Genomic DNA, 18465 nt, shown 5'->3' on the forward strand with positions numbered 1-18465 from the left:
CCGGGCGGTAGCGTCGGGTTTTCGGCTGCTGTGGCGTTCACATCGTGACGCACACGTCGGCGCCCAGTAACAGCACCGGCCACAACAGCGTCACCTGACCGAAGGCCACCAGATCGGCACCGGCCGGGAACTTGGTCAGCAGGCTCGCCTCGATGAGCTGGACCTGCTCGGGATGGAAGAACGTCCAGACCAGGCCGATCACCAGGTACGGCAGGGACAACCACATGAGGGTCTCGAGCAGCTGCTCGACGCTGAGCTTGTAGCTCAGGGCGCGGCGGATCCGGTCCATCAGATCAGCGCCTTGCCGGCGGCCACACGCCGGCGGACGTCGGCGAGCAGCAGGTAACTGCCGCCCTGTCGGATGAACACCGGCAGGAAGCGGTTGCCGAAAGCCACTGTCCAAAACAGCCATTCGAACAGGCGCTGTCGGCGCGGGCCCCAGCCGAAGCCGACGGCATGGCGGAACACCGGGGCGAGAAAGCCGACCGTGAGGAATTTCAGCAGCGGCCGAAACGGTATCCGCAGCAAGGGGTTGATCATTCTCAGGTCCACCAGATCGTGCAGGTACTTCCTGACGACGTCATCCATCTCCACTTGGGCACAGGCGGCGTCCCAGTACGTGTCGAACTCCGGCCGTGTCGCGGGCCACTGTTCGGGGCTGACCTGCAGGGTGGTGCCCAGTGTTGCCGCGGATTGGTAGAACTGCTCTGCTTGGGCGTTGGTCATCTCGCCTCGCAAGAGCTGGTAGACATCCTCCAACCCGACGAACAGGCAGGCCGCCACCCACAGCTGCAGGTTGCGGTCGAACGCGTTGTACTGCACGGGACTTGTGGGTCCGGACCGGACCTGCCGATGCGCGGCGTCGACGGCGTCGCGGAACGCCGCACGGTCCTCGGGTGTGCCGAGGATGGCCACCGCCAGGTAGCTCAGGGTGGTGCGGGCCCGCTTCCACGGGTGCTTGAGCAGGTTGCCGGAATCCACGGTGCTCTCGACGACTCCGTAGCCGACACCCGGCGCGGCCAGCTGCATGATCACGTTGGCCGCGCCGGCGGCGAACCCCCACAGGTCCATCGCGTCGGCGATGGTGACGTCCTCGTCGGACCAACGTGAGGTGCGCCGGGTGATCGAGATCCGGTTGGCGGGGGTCGAAATCATGCGCCGTCTCCTCGTCAGCTCATGCACACGTTGGTGAACAGCAGCACGGGCCAGGAGACGATGGAACCCAGGAAGGACACCGTGGCGTCGGCGCCGTGCATGCCGGCCAGGTGCCCGGTGTGGGTGAGCGACCAGACCAGACCGATCAGCAGATAGGGAACCGCCAGGATGATGGCGGTGCCGATCCACTCGGCGATGGTCATCTGGAAGCCGAGAATCTTGCGTACTGCGGTCAGCATGGAAAAACGCGCCCCCGTCGTTGTCAGGCGGGCTCTATGTTAATGGTGATTCTGCTCGGCGTCCCGGAAATTACTTGGGCGGCAGGCTCTTGGCGTACTCGATTCCCCGGGCGACCCACGATTGGAGTTGGCGTTTGGTCTTCACGCCGGGGCCCGCGATCCGCAGCCATCCCCGCATCTCCCGGCCGCCCATCATCATCGGCTCGACGTGGTCGCGTTGCAGCAGCTTGTCGCTGTCGCCCCGCGCCACCCGCACCATCAGGCCGCCTTCCCGGGTTGCCGCGACGGCCATGTTGCCGTTGATCAGGAACGCCAATCCGCCGAACATGCGCTTCTCGTCGATACCGCTTTCGGCTGCCGCCAGCTCCCGGATGCGGTCGGCCAGATTCGGATCGAAGGCCATGTCAGTCGAGGTCGATGCGGAGGGTCAGCAGGTCGGTGCCCGCGGCACGGACCACCGCACTGTTGAGCGTTGGCAGCCCTTTCAATCGTGCGACCGGGTCGTCGTCGGGCAGCAGGTGCGCGGTCCCACTGCGCCAGTGCCCGTTGATGCGGACTCGCACAGCGGGGTTGGCCCTGATGTTGAGCACATAGTGCGACCGGTCGCCGTGTTCGGAGACCATCCAGAACTGGTCACCGATCACCCTGCCGCCGACGGCGGTGTGCCGTGGCCGGCCGGTTTTGCGACCGATGGTCTCCAGCATGGTGACGGGCAGCCGGCGGCCGATGGGGTTTACGAGGCGGCGTTGGGTGCCGTGGACGATGCGCCGCTTGAGATCACGAAGATCGATCATGACGCAACCCTAGCGAGGCTTACCTGAACAGGCCCTTCCGATCGCACCGTCGGCGGCCAGGGTCAGCCCAGGATGGGGAAGCGCCGCTGCGAAGCCAGCCGGTCGAGTGCGGTCTGCATGACGGTGCGGATATGGGCGTCGACCTCGTGGATGTCCGGTTTGTCGCCGAATCGGGCGGTGATGTCGATCGGCGGCAGGACTTCGGTGATCACCTTGGTGGGCAGCGGCAGGTTGGGCGGCACGATGACGCTGAGGCCGAACGGGATGCCGATGCTCACCGGAAGGATGTCCAGCTGGAAGCGGGGCAGCCCGAGCCGCTTGGCCAGCCAGTGGCCTCGGGTGAGGAACAGCTGGCTTTCCTGGGCACCGATCGAGACGGTGGGCACGATCGGGACACCGGCGGCGAGAGCGGTACGCACGTATCCGGTCCGCCCGTTGAAGTCGATGGTGTTCGCTTCGGCGGTAGGCCGGTAGGCGTCATAGTCGCCGTCGGGAAACACCAGTACGACAGCACCCGAATGCAGGGCCGCCGCGGCGTTCTCGCGGCTGGCGTGGACGATCCCCAGCCGCCGCAACAGCGCCCCGGTGGGTCCGAGCAGCACACCGTAATGAGCGAGCGTGTACAGCGGACGCTCATACCCGAAGTGCCGGTAATACGCCGGAGCGAAGACCAGCACGTCGGGTGTGAGCATGCCGCCGGAGTGGTTGGCGACGACGAGGGCAGCGCCGTCGCCAGGGATGTTTTCCAGGCCCCGCACCTCGGAACGGAACCACCACTTGACGATCGGGTCGGCCAGGGATTTCACCTGCCGGGCCACGTCAGGATCCCACTGGTCGAGCTCGGTTCCGTCCATCATGGCCAGATTGACCCGAATGCCGGGCGGATAAACCGCCCGCCCGTCGTTACGCGGCGATCGACGCGTCCTCGCGGATCGGTTCCAGCGCCGCGGCGATGATGTCGGCGACATCGGTCATCGGTTTGACCTCCAACGCTTCCAGCACCTCGGCCGGGACCTCATCCAGATCGGGCTCGTTGCGTTGCGGGATGAAGACCGTCTTCAGCCCGGCGCGCTGTGCGGCGAGCAGCTTCTGCTTCACGCCGCCGATCGGCAGCACCCGGCCGTTCAGCGTGACCTCGCCGGTCATGCCGACATCGCCGCGCACCTGCCGCCCGGTGGCCATCGACACCAGTGCCGTGACCATCGTGACGCCGGCCGACGGACCGTCCTTGGGCACCGCGCCCGCGGGCACGTGCACGTGGATCTGGCGGTCCAGCGCCTTCGGGTCGACCCCGAGCTGTTCGGCGTGGGCCCGCACATAGGACAGCGCGATCTGCGCCGACTCCTTCATCACATCGCCCAGTTGCCCGGTGAGCTTCAGGCCTGGCTCTCCGTCGTTGGCGTTGGCCTCGATGTAGAGGACATCGCCGCCCAGCCCGGTGACGGCCAGACCCGTCGCCACACCCGGCACCGCGGTGCGCTCGGTGGATTCGGGGGTGAACCGTGGACGACCCAGGTACTCAACGAGATCCGGCTCGTCGATGGCCACCGGTTCGTCGCTGGAGTCGAGCTTCGTCGTCACCTTGCGCAGCGCCTTGGCCAGCAGCCGCTCGAACTGGCGCACGCCCGGCTCGCGGGTGTAGTCGGCGGCGATCTTGCGCAGCGCCGCGTCGGTCACCGTCACCTCGGACTCGGTCAGGGCCGCGCGTTCGGCCTGCCGGGGCAGCAGGTAGTCCCGCGCGATCGCGACCTTGTCGTCCTCGGTGTAGCCGTCGATCTGTACCAGTTCCATCCGGTCCAGCAGGGCTGAGGGGATGTTCTCGATGACGTTGGCCGTCGCCAGGAACACCACGTCGGACAGGTCCAGGTCCAGATCCAGGTAGTGGTCGCGGAACGTGTGGTTCTGCGCCGGGTCCAGCACCTCCAGCAGCGCGGCCGACGGGTCGCCTCGGTAGTCCGAGCCCACCTTGTCGATCTCGTCCAGCAGCACAACGGGATTCATCGAACCCGCCTCACCGATCGCCCGCACGACGCGACCCGGCAGCGCACCGACGTAGGTGCGCCGGTGACCCCGGATCTCGGCTTCGTCACGGACGCCGCCCAGGGCCACGCGCACGAACTTGCGCCCCAGTGCTCGGGCCACGGACTCACCCAGCGACGTCTTGCCGACCCCGGGCGGACCGGCCAGCACCATCACGGCGCCCGACCCGCGGCCGCCGACGATCGCCATGCCGCGCTGGGCGCGACGCGCCCGCACGGCCAGGTACTCGACGATGCGGTCCTTCACGTCGTCCAGCCCGTGGTGGTCGGCGTCCAGGATCTCCCGGGCACCCTTGAGATCGGCCGAGTCCTCGGTGCGCACATTCCACGGCAGGTCCAGCACGGTGTCCAGCCAGGTGCGGATCCAGCCGCCCTCGGGGCTCTGGTCGCTGGACCGTTCCAGCTTGCCGACCTCGCGCAGTGCGGCTTCGCGCACCTTCTCGGGCAGGTCGGCGGCCTCGACCCGGGCCCGGTAATCGTCGGACCCCTCCGGTTCGCCCTCACCCAGTTCCTTGCGGATGGCCGCCAGCTGCTGGCGCAGCAGGAATTCCTTCTGCTGCTTGTCCATGCCGGCGCGGACGTCCTCGGCGATCTTGTCGTTGACCTCGACCTCGGCCAGGTGTTCACCGGTCCATTCGATCAGGACCTGCAACCGCGCGGCCGCGTCCTCGGTCTCCAGCAGTTGCCGTTTCTGCACGTCGGTCAGGTACGAGGCGTACCCGGCGGTGTCGGCCAGTGCGGACGGGTCGGTGATCTTGTTCACCACGTCGACGATCTGCCAGGCTTCCCGGCGCTGCAGCATGGCCAGCAGAAGCTTCTTGTACTCGGCGGCCAGGGCCTTGGTCTCGTCGGTCGCGGTGTCGGTCTCGGCGGCTTCCTGCACCTCGACCCACAGGGCCGCGCCGGGCCCGGTGGTTCCCGAACCGATGTGGGCGCGGCGTTCACCGCGGACGACGGCGGCTTCGGCGCCACCGGGCATGCGCCCCACCTGCACGATCGACGCGATCACCCCGTGGGTGGGGTAGCGATCGTCCAGGCGCGGGGCGATCAGCAGTTTGCCGGATTCGCTGGCTTGGGCCGCGTCGACCGCCGCCCGGGCGGCGTCGTCGAGTTCGACGGGCACCACCATTCCGGGCAGCACGATCGGCTCGCTGATGAACAGGATGGGCACAACACTCGTCGTAGCGCTTGATTCGGACATCAAACCTCCAAAGTTCAGTCTGATGGGCTCAACCTTGACGGGCTCGCCTTTGTTCCCGGTAGGCCTGGGAGGTTCGCCGGCCCGCATGGACTGCGACACGTCGATGACCAGCGTCACGACCGCGCGGTTGCGGGGGATGCGAATGTCGCGGGTGGGCCCGGCCGGTGTAACTCACAGGCCCAGCACGGTCTTGGCAATGACGAAGTAGATCATCAAGCCAGTGGCATCGACGAACGTCGAGATGAACGGATTGGAGAACACCGCAGGGTCAGCACGAATAGCGCGGGCCAGCAACGGCATTGCACCGCCGACCGTGGCGGCCATGGTGCACAAGCTCACGAACGTCAGCCCGATCACCATGCCGATGTCGCGGCCATAGACGATGGTGGTCACCACGAACGCCAGCGAGCCGAGCAACACGCCCAGCGACAGGCCCACGCGGAACTCCCGAAACAACACCTTGCCCAGGTCTCGTGGCCCGACATCGCCCAGAGCCAATGCACGGGTTACCGTCGTCGCGGCCTGGTTCCCGGTGTTCCCACCAGTGCCGATCAGCAGCGGCACAAACAAGGCGAGTGTCACCACCTGCTCTAGTGTGGCTTCGAACACTTCGAGGACCTGCACAGTGAGCGTAGCGCCGACAGCCAGCACAAGCAGCCACACCACCCGCGACCGGACCAGGCTGGCGACCGAGGCGGTCAGATAGGGCCGGCGCAGCGGTTCGGTACCGCTGATGCGGGCCTGGTCCTCGGAATCGGCGTTCTCCAGAATCGCCAACGCGTCGTCAACGGTGAGGATCCCGACGAGTCGGTTCTCATTGTCGACGATGGGCAGGGCAAGGAGCTTGAGGCCGGCGCAGCGGCGAGCGGACTCTTCGGCATCGTCGGTAGCCCGCATGCTGTGGGGCCGCTGCATCAGGTCACCGATAGCGGTTTGCTGGGGTGCCGTCATCAGATCACGTAGGCTCACGATGCCCACCAGGATCCGTCGGGTGTCGGTGACCGGCAGCGTATATACGGTTTCGGCGTCCCCGAGGTGGGCCTGCACCCGGCTCAATGCTTCGGTGGTCGACATGTCGGGGCGGACGGCGACGAACTCGGGGCTCATCCGCCGCCCGATCGAACCCTGCGGATAGCCGAGGATGGTCGCGGTCAGGTCTCGTTCGGGCGCCGGGAGCGCTTGCATGAGCCGGCGCGCGACCTTCGCCGGCAGCTCATCGAGGAGCTCGACGCGATCATCGGGGTCCAGGTCGGCGAACAGCGTGGCGACATCGTCGTCTTGGAGGGCGCCGACGAGATCGCTTTGCAGGCTGGCATCGAGATTCTCGAACACTTCGAGAGCCTGATCCTTGCTCAGCAGCCGGTACAGAACGGCTCGACGCTTGGAATCCAGGCGCTCCAGGACGTCGACGATGTGTGACGCAGTCAGCGGCCGCACCATCGACGTCAGCGCTGACAGATCAAGATCGTCGGCCACTGCCCGTTCAATCGCCTTGGTCATCGCATCACGATCGGTGTTGTCGATCTCGCTCATCGGCACCTCAGACATGCCCCCACCCCCACATTCGCGTCCCGTGCGGACTCGACACCACGAGACCGTTACCAACCCCCGCTAGGGCCGAGTCAAACAACCTAGCCATCGAATCCTCCAATCACACTGCGCACCAACGGCATCAGTGCGTGTCGCACAGCCGTTGTGGGATCGTCGCGGGACCCCCGTCGACGCCGGGCATGTCCGGTGCGGCCACGCAGCAACCTCCCGCACTTTCCCAGGGGGTGCACGATCCAGACAGCCAAAACCAGCTCGACGGTCTGCAACCGTTCAGGCCACGGTCAGTGCGACGTGAAGCCAACCTGATTCGTGAGGGCGGTCCGACCAAGTGCCCCGATACTGTCGCTGGGCATGTGCCACTCACCTCGCTTCCGCATTGCCGGCCGCACCCGCAGAATGCGTGCGGCCCCGCTCATTAGACCCGGCCCACAGACGACGGTCAAACGCTTGCACGAGCGAGAGATCTGCGCCAGCCTGGCCGACAAGCACGCCAGAGGAACGACCGCACCCATTGGCCTGACGTGAGAATCCCGGACGGCGCGGGCCGAAATCTGCACCGGTTCCGCGTAGCATCCCAGGCATGAACCGGGGATTCGTCGTGACGTTCGCGGTCGGTGTGATCGTGGCACTGTTCGGGCTCATCTGGGCGCTGCAGGGTTTCGGCGTGCTGCAGGGCAGTCCGATGAGCAACACCACCACGTGGTCGGTCATCGGGCCGATCACCGCGGTGATCGGTGTCGTGATCTGCGTGGTGAGTTGGCGCAAGCTCTCGGCCAAGTGACCGCAGGTGTCTAGGCCTGCGTCACGGTGAAGTTCACCGAGTGCCATCCGGTGGCGCCGTCGGGCACGGTGGGGGCCTGGTCTGACGTCTGGACCGCCCCGGTGTTGTCGGTGGCCCGCACCGTGATCGTGTGCCGGCCGGGGCCGGCGGCCTGCCAATCGAAGCTCCACAGCCGCCACGTCTGGTTGGAGTAGGCATCCCCGAGTTGGGCGGATTGCCATGGGCCGTCGTCGATTCGGACTTCAACGGTACGGACGCCGCGATTCTGTGCCCACGCGACTCCGCCGAACGTCGTCGGTCCCACCGGCACCTTCTGGCCGTTCTTCGGCACGTCGATTCGCGACTCGGTCTTGATCGGCCCGCGCGGCGCCCAGCCCTGTCTGGTCCAATACGCCTCTGCGCGGTCGAACCGGGTCAGTTCCAGGTCGGTGACCCACTTGGTGGCCGACACGTATCCGTAGAGTCCGGCCACCACCAGCCTGGCGGGATAGCCGTGTTCGACCGGTAGTGGTTGCCCGTTGAGGCCGACGGCCAGCAGGGCGTCGCCGCCTACGGCGAGAGCTTCCGCCGGGGTGCCCACGGTGAACCCGTCGACCGCAGTGGACAGCACCATGTCGGCATCCGGGTGCACGCCGGCGGCCCGCAGCAGATCCGCCACCCGGTAGCCCGTCCACATTCCTGTCGAGATGAGATTGCCCCCAACCGGATTCGAGACGCAGGTCAGCGTGATGGCCTTTTCGATCACCTCGAAGCGGTCCAGGTCGGCGAAGCTGTAGGTGATCTCTCGGTCCACCATGCCGTGGATGCGAAGCCGCCACTCGTCGCGGCTCAACTGTGGCACGGTAAGTGCGGTGTCGACACGGTAGAAGTCACCGGCATCGGTGATGAAGCTGGGCAGGGCAACGTTTTTCGGCTGTGCACCCGGCGGTATCGGGGGAGCGGGAACGCGGGGTGGAGGGATCACCGAGGTGTCGCGCTCGGCTGCCACGGAACTGGTCAACCGGTCGATGACGACGCCCATGAGCCCACTGGCCACCCCGAAACCCAGCAGGCCGGCCGTGGTGAGCCAGGTCCGTCGGGTGACGCCGAACTCGTCACGGGTGTCGGGCTGGTCATCGGCTGGGGCCGTCCAGCGCCGCAGCGCCAGCATGCGCAGCACCGCCATGCCCGCCGCGGTGCCCACCACGGTGGGAATGACGTCGAGGAGGGAGGCACCCGGACGCGAGAGCACGGCAACGCAGGCGAGCAGGCCGGCGACGCCGAAGATCGCGCTGCCGATCGGGCGGGCCCGGGTTTCGTATGTCGCAGCCAGAGCGGCGATGACGGCGATCACCACCAGGACGACGACAGCCAGAAAGAGCTTGTCCAGACTGCCGAGTGCTTGTATCACAAACTCTTTGACGGGCCCCGGTGTCAGGTCGACGACTGCCGCTCCGACCGCGTTGCGCGGCTCGGCGTGTGGCGGAAACGGAATGGCCACGACCTGGGCCACACCGAGCGACACCGCGGCCGCGGCGACTCCGCCGAGCATCCGCGCGTTCGGTGACGCACCCGCCGAGGACTGAGCCATCGGTACAAACCTACTCCGCGCACAGGCAGGGAGCCTGCCGTTGGGGTTGACGACAGGCTCCCTGGATGGGTGGATCTCTAGGTGGCGGACTGCGCGCCCAGCACCCGCTGGATGTCGGGCTTCATCTGCTGCAGCTGCTGTCCCCAGTAGCCCCAGGAGTGCGTACCGCTGGCGGGGAAGTTGAACACCCCGTTGGTGCCGCCGGCGGCGATGTAGTTGTCCCGGAAGGTGACGTTGGTGCGCAGGGTCAACCCTTCGAGGAACTGGGCTGCCATCAGGTTGCCGCCGTTGGTTCCGGCGTCGAGGTCCGACGGGGTCCCGGTGCCGCAGTAGATCCAGAGGCGGGTGTTGTTGGCGACCAGCTGGTTGATGTTGACCATCGGGTCGTTGCGCTTCCATGCCGGGTCGGTCGACGGTCCCCACATGCTCTCGGCGCTGTAGCCGCCGGCGTCGTTCATCGCCAGCCCGATCAGCATCGGCCACCATCCTTCGGACGGGTTCAGGAAGCCCGAAAGCGTTCCGGCGTAGATGAATTGCTGCGGGTGGTGGATCGCGTAGGTCAGGGCCGCGCTTCCGGCCATCGAGATGCCGACGACGGCGTTGCCGGTCTGGGACACGCCGCGGTTGGCTGCCAGCCAGGTGGGCAGCTCGCTGGTCAGGAAGGTCTCCCACTTGTACGTGTAGTCCTGACCGTTGCCCTTCGAGGGCTGGTACCAGTCGGTGTAGAAGCTGGACTGTCCGCCGACCGGCATGACCACCGACAGGCCCGAGTCGTTGTACCACTCAAAGGCCGGGGTGTTGATGTCCCAACCGTTGTAGTCGTCCTGGGCGCGCAGGCCGTCGAGCAGGTAGACCGCGTGCGGACCGCCGCCCTGGAACTGGACCCGGATGTCGCGGTTCATCGACGGCGAGAACACGTCGAGGTATTCGACCGGAAGGCCGGGACGGGAGAATGCGCCAGCGGTCGCCGAACCTCCTGCGAAACCGATCAGCGCGGGCAGGGTGGCGGCTGCCATTGCCCCCGCCGCCAGTCGGCGCGTCCACGCTCCGCGAATCTTGTTGAGGAACCTCATAACGGCAACCAACCGTCCTTTCTGCACGTGTCTCAAGCAGTTTGCCGCTTGCCTCGGTAGTGAATCACGCGCCTCATAAGTCACAGGCGTAACAACACCGAACGCGCAGATCGCGGTTTGCTAACGGTTGGAACTCGGCGCCGAGACCCGCGGTGCCGACAGCGCCCGTTGGACGTTGACCTTGCGCTCCTCGATCGCCCGGCCGATGTCCTGCATCAGCAACGGGTTTCGCATCACCAGCGTTTCGATGTGTTCCCGTGCCACCCGCACCACGGTGACCTCTTCCAGCGCCGTGGCCGATGCTCGCACCGGCTCACGGGTCAGCGTCGACTGGCCCAGGTAGTCACCGCGTTCGAGGATGCGCAGGCTGATCGTGGCGCCGTCCTCGGTGGTGGCGGACAATCGGATCCGGCCGCTGATCACGAACATCATGCAGGTGGGCACCTCGCCGGGTTGCTGCACGGGTTCACCGGTGCCGTAGCGGACCACTCTGATGTAGGGGGTCAGCAGCTCCTCGTCGGTCCGCCCGATACGGAGGGACTGGCGCAGCACTTCGCCTGCGTCCTGTTCGATTTCGGCCGTCGGGAACCCGTCGGCAGCGTCGTCGAGATGTAGCTCGGCGCGACGCGACGCATACCAGGTCCAGCGCAGGAATGTCGACCGTGCCGCGGCGTCGTCACTGGGGCCGCGCAGCGGGATCGTCGTGGTGTATTCCCCAGCGGCACCTTTGGCGACCGATGGTGTGGCCCCTGCCCGCAGCTGCGGCAACCGCTCGGCGACCTCGGTCAGGACCGCACTGACGGTGTCGGGTGAGTCCGATGTCGAGAACATCGTCACGAGGTTGATCGAATGGTTGTCGCGCGGCAGGCTCAGGTTGATGAACCATTCCGTGGCCAGCAGCGAGTTCGGCAGTATATACACTCCGCTTCCGGAGTCGAGATGCGTTGCCCGCCAGTTGACTTCGACAACGCGACCGCCGGGGATCCAGCGGGTCTCCACGCGGTCGCCGAGCTGGAACGGCTGCTCGAAAAGCACCAGCAACCCGGAGATGATCTGGCCGACCGAGTTCTGCAGAACCAGGCCGAGGACGATGGAGCCGACTCCCAGGGCGGCGAACAGCCCGCCGATGTTGGCTCCCCAGATCCAGGCGAAGATCAGGGCGATGCCGACGGCGATCACCACGAACCGTGCGACATCGAGGAAGATCGACGGAACCCGGCTACGCCAACTCCCCTCCGGAGCGCCTTGGAAAATCGTCGCATTGAGACCGGACAGCAACAGCATGAGGACGACGAACCCGAAGCCCGTTGCCACCACCCGCACGGGCGTCGCCTCGGTGGTGATCTCGGTCGCCTTGATCAGCAGAACCAGCAGCGCTCCCAGCGGCAGCACATAGTTTCGGATCAGGCTGACCGGGCGGGCCAGATAGCTGCGCCGGCGCACCAACGCGTTGTGAACCTCGGTGAGGGCGACCAGGGCCACCGGAAGCCCGACCGCGACGACGACGGACCACCAGAACCACGGGGTGGCGAGGATGTCCCGCATCAGAGGTGCTCCGTGAGTCGCCACACGGGTTCATCGCGGCCGTCCACCGCAATGTCGCCTGCCGGGACGAACTGTTTGGAGCTCTGCATGGTCTCGAAGACCCGGGCGGTGACATAGATCCCCGGTTGCGAGAAGCCGCTCTGCACCTGGTAGGCCAGGTTCACCGCGCCGCCCCACATGTCGTAGGCCATGTTGGTGCGGCCGACCAGCCCGCTGGTCACCGTGCCGGTATTGATGCCGGCCCGTAGTTGCAGATGGTTGCCGGTCTCGCCGTTGAACCGGTCGACGATGCGCTGCATCTCGATGGCGAAATCGACGGTTCTTCGCACGTTGTCCAGGCGCGGCACGTTCAGTCCGCAGCTCGCCAGGTAGCCGTTGTGCAGTGTCCGTACCTTCTCCACGCCCAGGTTCTCGGCCGCCGCGTCGAATTGCCGTACCAGCCGATTGACGATCGACAGCGACTCGTCGGAGCTCAGGTCGTTGGCGAGGGTGTCCAGCCCCGCGACGTCGGCGAAGATGACGGTGACGTCCTGGTGGTCCTGGGCGATGGTTTCCTCGCCTTCGCGATAACGCGCCACCACCGTCTCCGGCATCAGCGTCAGCAAGAGCCGGTCGTTCTCCTGGCGCTGCTCGTTGAGCAGGTCTTCCTTGATCCGGAGGTTGCGGCTCATCTCGTTGAATGCGTTGCTGAGATCTCCGAACTCGTCTCGCGACGTAACCGGCAGGGTGATGTCGTAGTCTCCGCCGCTGATGCGGTGCGCGCCGGCTTCGAGGCGGCGAAGCGGCCGCACGAACACCCGTGCGAGCAGCATCGCGGCGATACAGACGATGAAGATGATCACCGCGGTGGACAACACCAGAGTGCGGGTGAACGCCGATACCGGCGAGAACGCTTCGGCCGTGTCGATCTTCGCCACGATGGTCCAGTTCAGTTTCGGCAAATCGACGGGCGCATACGCCTGCAGGGTGTTGCGGCCCTCATAGTCCCGGCCGATCAGGGTGCCGCTGCGCCCCTGGAGCGCCAGTTGCGCCGACTGCGTCGCAACCGGCTGCACCAGCGTGGTGCCGCCCTGCTGGATCGCCCGCTCGGCCACCTCGGCCGGCGTGCCCGCAGCCACGGCTTCCCGCAGGTAGGCCTGTGGATCCTCGAGGAACAAGCGCGAGTCCGACCTCATCAATCCGTCGGGCCCGACGATCATGGTCTCGCCCGTCTGGCCGAGGCCGGCGGCCTCCCAGCGTGAGTTGAACGTCATCGCCCGGTTGAGGTTGGCGATCGGCAGTTGCAGCGCCAGGACCCCTTGGATGTCGGCCGCCGGTCCGACCGGTGAGACCAGCCAGGCCGCGGGCTGCGCGGCCGGCTGGTATTTGCCGAAATCGGTGACTGCAACGTAATCGAGTGAGTTGGAGTCGAGCGCTTCGTGGAAGGCTTCGCTCAGATTGCTTCCGCGGTAGGGGCCGTCGACGATGTTGGTGCCCAGGTCGGCGCCTTTGTACGCCGAGTAGACGACGTTCCCCTTGGTGTCGATCAGCAGGGCATCCTCGAATTGGAACCGTTTGACGATCTCCCGGAAGTACGGGTTGAACCGGGCGTTGGCGGCTGTCCATGCGCTGCCGTCGTGTGCGTCGTCGGTGTCGAGAGCGGCTTTGCGGTTTGCCGCCGAGGCGGTGTAGTGCGCCTGCAGATAGCGCTGGGGAGTGGACCGCGGCAGGAGCGCCTGTGCCTCGCCCCCGTCGCCGTTGCCCTCGGGAAACGCCTCGGCGTAGTAGCTGCTGACCGACTGCTGTTCTTGCGGGCTGACCTGGGCGTCGGTCAACTCGGCGAACCCGGCGCTGAAGGCACGCATGGCATCGCCGGCCGTGGCGCCGCGGGTGTAGATCACCAGCGAGTTGGTCAGGTTTCGTACCGTGACCTGTAGCTGACGTGCTTGGGAGCCGCGGATTTCGGTGAGGCGTTCGAACACCGACTCGCGCAGCGATTCGCGCCCGGACTGGTAGCCGATGAAGCCCACCACTGCGGCCGACAACACGCTGGTGAGCAGCAACATCACCAGCAGTTTCGACTGAATGCCGATCCGCGACACGGCCCGTCGTCGCGTGGGTTTGCGTACCGGCGGTGGGTCGCCCGGCAGGGCGGCGTCAGCGGAGGTGATCGGCGACGGCCCGATCGGTGGCGGCGGCATGGTATCCCTTCGGGTTGTTTTCGCTCGCAGCTCATCGGCGACTGGGGTATACCCGGCAAGGCTCTCACGCTACCGACCGTGTCGAATGTGGCGCGTGTGATTCGCGGACCTCCCGACGTGGCGGGGCGGAGCCGACCGACTATGGTCGGCTCTTGATGTCAATGCTGCGACGACTCGGAATCGGTCCGGCGTCAGCCGAAGTGCCGGGCGACCGGTTGCAACGTTGGGAGGCCGGCACCGAATGGCCGCTGGCCGGTGTGGCGCTGGTCTTTCTCGCGGTCTACTCGGTGCAGGTACTGGCCCAGACCACCGGCGCTCTGCACCGGGCCCTCAGCCTGACCGACGCGGTGTTGTACCTGGCCTTCGTGGTGGACTACGTGGTTCGCCTGTGGCTCGCGCCCAACCGGGGCCGGTGGTTTGTTCGCCACCTGCTCGATCTGGCCATCGTGGTGCTGCCGATGCTGCGACCGTTGCGGTTGTTGCGGCTGATCGTGCTGCTCAAGGTGATGCAACGGGCTGTCGGTCGCGCGATCCGCGGCCGCGTCGTGATCTACACGGCGTGCAGCGTGACGATGCTGATCTATGTCGCCTCGCTCGCCGTCCTCGACGCCGAGCGTGGCGAGCCGACATCCGACATCAACTCGTTCGGCGACGCACTGTGGTGGGCGATCGCCACCGTCACCACGGTGGGCTATGGGGACTACGCACCGGCGACACCGACCGGGCGGGTGATCGCAGCGTTCCTGATGCTCGGCGGGATCAGCTTGCTCGGTGTGGTCACCGCGACGCTGGCGTCCTGGATCGTGCAGCGGGTAGCCGAGGAGGACACGGCCAATCAGGCGGCGACCGCGGCCCAGATCGAGGACCTCCGCGCCGAGATCCGGCGGCTGGCCGCCGCGGTCTCGGATCCGGATGCCCGGTCCGACACCCCGGCCTTCCAGGGCAGTCGGCTGAGATAGCCGGTCAGGCGGGGGCGATGACGGCCCAGGCGTGCTCGCCCACGGTGGCCCGCTCGACGACCTCGTCGGGAGGGGCACCCGCGCCAGCGATGATCCGGCCGGCGGTCAGGCCGAACTCGGCCAGTTCGAACTGCAACGGGGTGCTGCCTACGTTCAGCGCGACCACCAGCCAGTCGGCATCTGAGTACACCTGATAGACGTAGTGTTCGTTGGTCAACCTCAGCGCGCGGGTTCGGGCGTGGTGCAACCAGGGATGGCGACGGCGCAACCCGATCAGGTGCCGGTGTAATCGCAGGACATCTGAATCCTCTGGGGGAGTGGAGAATTCCGGTCGTACGGCGTCGTCCCCGCCGCGGCGCTCCTCTTTGACGCCGCGATAGCCGGCCTCGTCGCCCGCGTAGATGCTCGGGGTGCCACCGATCGTCAGCAGCAAGACCAGCGCGTGCTCGAGGTGCGCGGAATTCTGCAGCTGACTGGCTATCCGGGTGACATCGTGGTTGCCCACGAAGGTCAGCGGCACGAAGGTGTCGAGAAAATCGTTGTGCCGCTTGAGTGCCCAGTCGAGTTCGTGGAAGTTACCGTCGTTGAGGCTGCTCCAGATCGCCTTCCACAGCTCGTACTGGGTCACCGAATCGAAACTGGTGGCATGCACCGTCGCGGAGTAGTCGCCGTGGATCACCTCGCCCACGAACCAGGCGTCGGGGAACTCCCCGCGCACCGACGGCAACACCTGCGCCCAGAACCGGTCGGGCACCGCGTACGCGGCATCGAGCCGCCACCCGTCGGCGCCGCGGCTCAACCAGTGGCGCAGCACGGTGGCCGTGTAGTCGATCACCGCGGGCTCGTCGTGGTTGAGCGCGATCAGCTCGCCGTGGCCTTCGAAGGTGTCAAAACCGTTGCCGCGGCGCCGAAACCACGATGCATCATCGTCGCGGTACCGGGCGAAATCGGTGCCCACGTGATTGAAGACGCCGTCGAGCAGGATGCGCAGCCCACGCCGCTTGGCCTCGGCCACCAGGTGGTCGAAGTCGTCGTCGTCACCCAGGCGCGGGTCGATGCGGAAGTGGTCGGTGGTGTCGTAACCGTGGGTTCGCGAGGCGAAGATCGGGCCGAGCGCGATGCCGGAGGCGCCGAGCTGCACCGCGTGGTCGAGCCAGTCGACGATCCGGCGCAGCCGGTGTTCCTCGGCGGTCGGAGGCGGTTCGGCAGGAAACGCCCCGACGAAACCCAGTGGGTAGATGTGCCACCAGATGGCGTGTGCGACCCAGGCCGGCTCAGGCACGAAACTTCGCCGCGTACAGGTCTTTCATGGTCTCGGCCAGTTCTCGCGCCGGGCCGTCCACGTCGAGACCGGGGGCCACGGTGGTGATCGGCAGCGGCGCCACCGGAGCGGCCGGCGCACCCCATTCCGACAGCCAGCCGCTGAGCTGCTGGGAGGACGTGGCGTAGACGATCCGGCCCAGACCCACCCAGGCGTGGGCGGCCGAACACATCGGGCAGTGTTCGCCGGAGGTGTACACCGTGGCGCGGGCCCGGTCCTCGGGGCTCAGGTGCTCGACGGCCCAGCGGGCGATGGCGAACTCGGGATGCTGGGTGGCGTCCCCGTCCTTGACCCGGTTGCGGTCGGTGAACACTGCCGTGCCGGTGTGATCGACCAGCAACGATCCGAACGGTTCGTCACCGTTGTCAAGAGCTTCGCGGGCCAACTCGACACATTTGCGCAGCTGATCGAGATCATTCTCGGTGATGGCCACGGTGGCGAGTTTACGCCCGTGCCGATCGCGCAGCCGTCAGTCGCAACACGGTTCTGCCGCTTCGAGGCGGCAGGCGCACGAGGCGCGGACCGTGATGTCGGCCCGGGCCCGGGCCAACTCGAGTTGCTGTCCGATGATGACGGCTTCGGCGTCGCGGCCCAGCCGGCGCAGGCATTCGTGGTAGCCGTGCAGACTCCACACGTTGTTCGGATGCTGGCTGGATCGGCTCAGTGTCGGGTCCAGGCCCAGGTCCGCGGCGTAGACACCGGCGGCCTCCTCGACATGGTTCTGTTCGAGCAGCAGGGCGCCGTAGGCATGCCGGGTCGGCTGCATCCATCCCCATGGTTCGTCGTAGGGCAGGGCGTCGTCGAGTTCGATGGCTCGGCGCAGGTGGGTGAACGCCGCATCGTGATCGCCTTCCCGGTAGGCGATCTCACCGTGCAGCATCTGCTCGGCAATCGCCAGGATGTCCAGGCTGGTGTTGTTGAACAGGTAGCGCGTATCGGGGATGCGCCGGTATGCCGCCAGGAATTCGTCGCGCTCGCAACGGGCCTGCTCGATCCGACCGGTGGCGGCGTAGGCGATGCCCCGGCCGTAGTGAACCGTGGCGGTGGTGGTGCAGTACAGCTCGGGATCGGCGGGCAGGGGTTCGGCGATCAGGTCGTCCCAGCGCCCGAACCGCACCAGCACGTGTACCCGCAGCGGGACGAAGGCCTCCAGCCAGTCCGCCATCGGTGGTGAGCAGATCGACAGCACCTCGGGGGTCAGCTGGTCGGCCAGCTCCTGTGCTGCTTGCAGAGCGGTCTGCGAACTGCCTTCGAACATCGCCGAATACACCACGAAATGCAGGTCGTGGGCCCGGTAGAGCGAATAGAAATTGAGTGGCCCTTCGCGGGTGAGAAACTTTCTGTCGGCGTGTACCGCAGCGAGATTGGCCGTCACCGAGTTGCGGTAGTCGCCGCACAGCACGTCGATGTGGCTGGCCATGTGTTGCAGGTGCCCGGCATCGGGCACCAGCCCGCGCAACAGATCGGCGGCCCGCAGGGCGGCCTGGGGCGTCGCCGACATCTCCATGGCGTGGATGTAGAGGTGCAGGACCCCGGGATGTTGCCGTCCGGCGGCGGTGGCCAGTGCTGCGTCGAGGAGCCGTTTGGCCTCCACCACGCGAGATCCCGGGGCGGGGTCACCGGTGCGGCCGTCCCACAGCGCCCACGCGGTCACGTTGAGCAGGGCGTCGGCGGCCAGGGTCTGTACGTCGACGTCGTCGGGGTAGGCCTCCGCCAGCGTCGTCATTACGTCGGCATAGGCGGTATGCCCCGCGGTCAGGGCTTCGGCGTCCTCGGGGTCGGCGGTCGGAAATCGCTTGTGCAGAGCGCTGATCAGGTCGCGTTCCAGGGTCGTGGCGCGGCCGGTGGCGGCACGCTCGAGTTCGGTCCGGGCCCGGGCCAACGATGTGCTGAGGTCGGCCGGGTCGAACGCCTCCCAGGCCTTGTTGTAGTTGGGTCCCACGGCGTAGGCGATACCCCAGCGGGCGAGCGCGAATTCAGGGTCGAGGCGCAGAGCGCGCTCGAAGCACCGGATGGCCTCCTCGTGGTTGAAGGCATAGGACCAGATCATGCCTCGG

17 protein-coding genes and 1 pseudogene are annotated in these 18465 nt (G+C 66.8%); 2 read left to right on the plus strand and 16 right to left on the minus strand.

Annotated features, from left to right (window positions below):
* Positions 1-37: 37 nt before the first annotated feature.
* The 9 genes and pseudogenes from E0T84_RS24780 to mgtE form a co-directional block, all read right to left on the minus strand.
* The gene (locus E0T84_RS24780) at positions 38-289 is read right to left on the minus strand and encodes a hypothetical protein (RefSeq protein ID WP_070184985.1); all 252 of its coding nucleotides are present in this window, start codon (positions 287-289) and stop codon (positions 38-40) included.
* Entirely contained in the window at positions 289-1155 is an 867-nt protein-coding gene (locus E0T84_RS24785; protein ID WP_138745791.1) for an oxygenase MpaB family protein, read from the minus strand. Before E0T84_RS24785 ends, E0T84_RS24780 begins: the two co-directional genes overlap by 1 nt.
* Positions 1156-1169: 14 nt before the next feature.
* Positions 1170-1394, minus strand: a complete 225-nt coding sequence (locus tag E0T84_RS24790; protein ID WP_070945299.1) for a hypothetical protein — start codon at positions 1392-1394, stop codon at positions 1170-1172.
* A gap of 70 nt (positions 1395-1464) precedes the next feature.
* A complete protein-coding gene (locus E0T84_RS24795) occupies positions 1465-1797 on the minus strand; it encodes a TfoX/Sxy family protein (RefSeq protein WP_070945300.1) in 333 nt (110 codons plus the stop codon).
* 1 nt (position 1798) lies between these two features.
* Entirely contained in the window at positions 1799-2188 is a 390-nt protein-coding gene (locus E0T84_RS24800) for a nitroreductase/quinone reductase family protein (RefSeq protein ID WP_138745792.1), read from the minus strand.
* Positions 2189-2250: 62 nt separating this feature from the next.
* Entirely contained in the window at positions 2251-3042 is a 792-nt protein-coding gene (locus E0T84_RS24805; RefSeq protein ID WP_138745793.1) for a lysophospholipid acyltransferase family protein, read from the minus strand.
* A gap of 49 nt (positions 3043-3091) precedes the next feature.
* Positions 3092-5428 carry an endopeptidase La gene (gene lon, locus E0T84_RS24810; RefSeq protein ID WP_138745794.1) on the minus strand — a complete coding sequence of 779 codons (2337 nt, stop codon included), beginning with the start codon at positions 5426-5428 and terminating at the stop codon, positions 3092-3094.
* Between the two features lie 63 nt (positions 5429-5491).
* A pseudogene (locus E0T84_RS32435) lies at positions 5492-5599 on the minus strand (hypothetical protein); the annotation flags it as partial.
* Entirely contained in the window at positions 5600-6961 is a 1362-nt protein-coding gene (gene mgtE / locus E0T84_RS24815; protein WP_138745808.1) for a magnesium transporter, read from the minus strand.
* 598 nt (positions 6962-7559) lie between these two features.
* Between mgtE and E0T84_RS24820 the strand changes: the two genes are divergently transcribed.
* On the plus strand, positions 7560-7760 hold the full coding sequence (locus tag E0T84_RS24820; RefSeq protein ID WP_070184992.1) for a hypothetical protein: 201 nt from the start codon (positions 7560-7562) through the stop codon (positions 7758-7760).
* Positions 7761-7770: 10 nt separating this feature from the next.
* On the opposite strand, the gene E0T84_RS24825 is transcribed toward E0T84_RS24820, so the two are convergent.
* From E0T84_RS24825 to E0T84_RS24840, 4 genes are all read right to left on the minus strand, one after another.
* On the minus strand, positions 7771-9330 hold the full coding sequence (locus tag E0T84_RS24825) for a molybdopterin-dependent oxidoreductase (protein WP_249383741.1): 1560 nt from the start codon (positions 9328-9330) through the stop codon (positions 7771-7773).
* Between the two features lie 77 nt (positions 9331-9407).
* On the minus strand, positions 9408-10403 hold the full coding sequence (locus E0T84_RS24830; RefSeq protein WP_070945304.1) for an esterase family protein: 996 nt from the start codon (positions 10401-10403) through the stop codon (positions 9408-9410).
* A gap of 120 nt (positions 10404-10523) precedes the next feature.
* Positions 10524-11948 carry a cyclic nucleotide-binding domain-containing protein gene (locus tag E0T84_RS24835; RefSeq protein ID WP_138745795.1) on the minus strand — a complete coding sequence of 475 codons (1425 nt, stop codon included), beginning with the start codon at positions 11946-11948 and terminating at the stop codon, positions 10524-10526.
* On the minus strand, positions 11948-14128 hold the full coding sequence (locus E0T84_RS24840; protein WP_212757733.1) for an adenylate/guanylate cyclase domain-containing protein: 2181 nt from the start codon (positions 14126-14128) through the stop codon (positions 11948-11950). Before E0T84_RS24840 ends, E0T84_RS24835 begins: the two co-directional genes overlap by 1 nt.
* 161 nt (positions 14129-14289) lie before the next feature.
* On the opposite strand from E0T84_RS24840, the gene E0T84_RS24845 reads away from it, so the two are divergent.
* The gene (locus tag E0T84_RS24845) at positions 14290-15087 is read left to right on the plus strand and encodes a potassium channel family protein (protein ID WP_138745811.1); all 798 of its coding nucleotides are present in this window, start codon (positions 14290-14292) and stop codon (positions 15085-15087) included.
* 4 nt (positions 15088-15091) lie between these two features.
* Here the strand turns inward: E0T84_RS24845 and E0T84_RS24850 are convergent, their stop codons facing one another.
* The 3 genes from E0T84_RS24850 to E0T84_RS24860 are packed head-to-tail and all read right to left on the minus strand — an operon-like array spanning position 15092 to position 18458.
* Entirely contained in the window at positions 15092-16369 is a 1278-nt protein-coding gene (locus tag E0T84_RS24850; protein WP_138745796.1) for an alpha-amylase family glycosyl hydrolase, read from the minus strand.
* Positions 16362-16841, minus strand: a complete 480-nt coding sequence (locus E0T84_RS24855) for a nucleoside deaminase (RefSeq protein WP_138745797.1) — start codon at positions 16839-16841, stop codon at positions 16362-16364. Before E0T84_RS24855 ends, E0T84_RS24850 begins: the two co-directional genes overlap by 8 nt.
* Positions 16842-16877: 36 nt before the next feature.
* Positions 16878-18458, minus strand: coding sequence for a tetratricopeptide repeat protein (locus E0T84_RS24860; RefSeq protein ID WP_249383743.1), 1581 nt, complete (start codon positions 18456-18458; stop codon positions 16878-16880).
* Between the last annotated feature and the right edge of the window lie 7 nt (positions 18459-18465).

The organism is Mycobacterium sp. DBP42 (assembly GCF_005924235.1).
In the GTDB taxonomy this organism is placed as follows: Bacteria; Actinomycetota; Actinomycetes; order Mycobacteriales; family Mycobacteriaceae; genus Mycobacterium; species Mycobacterium syngnathidarum.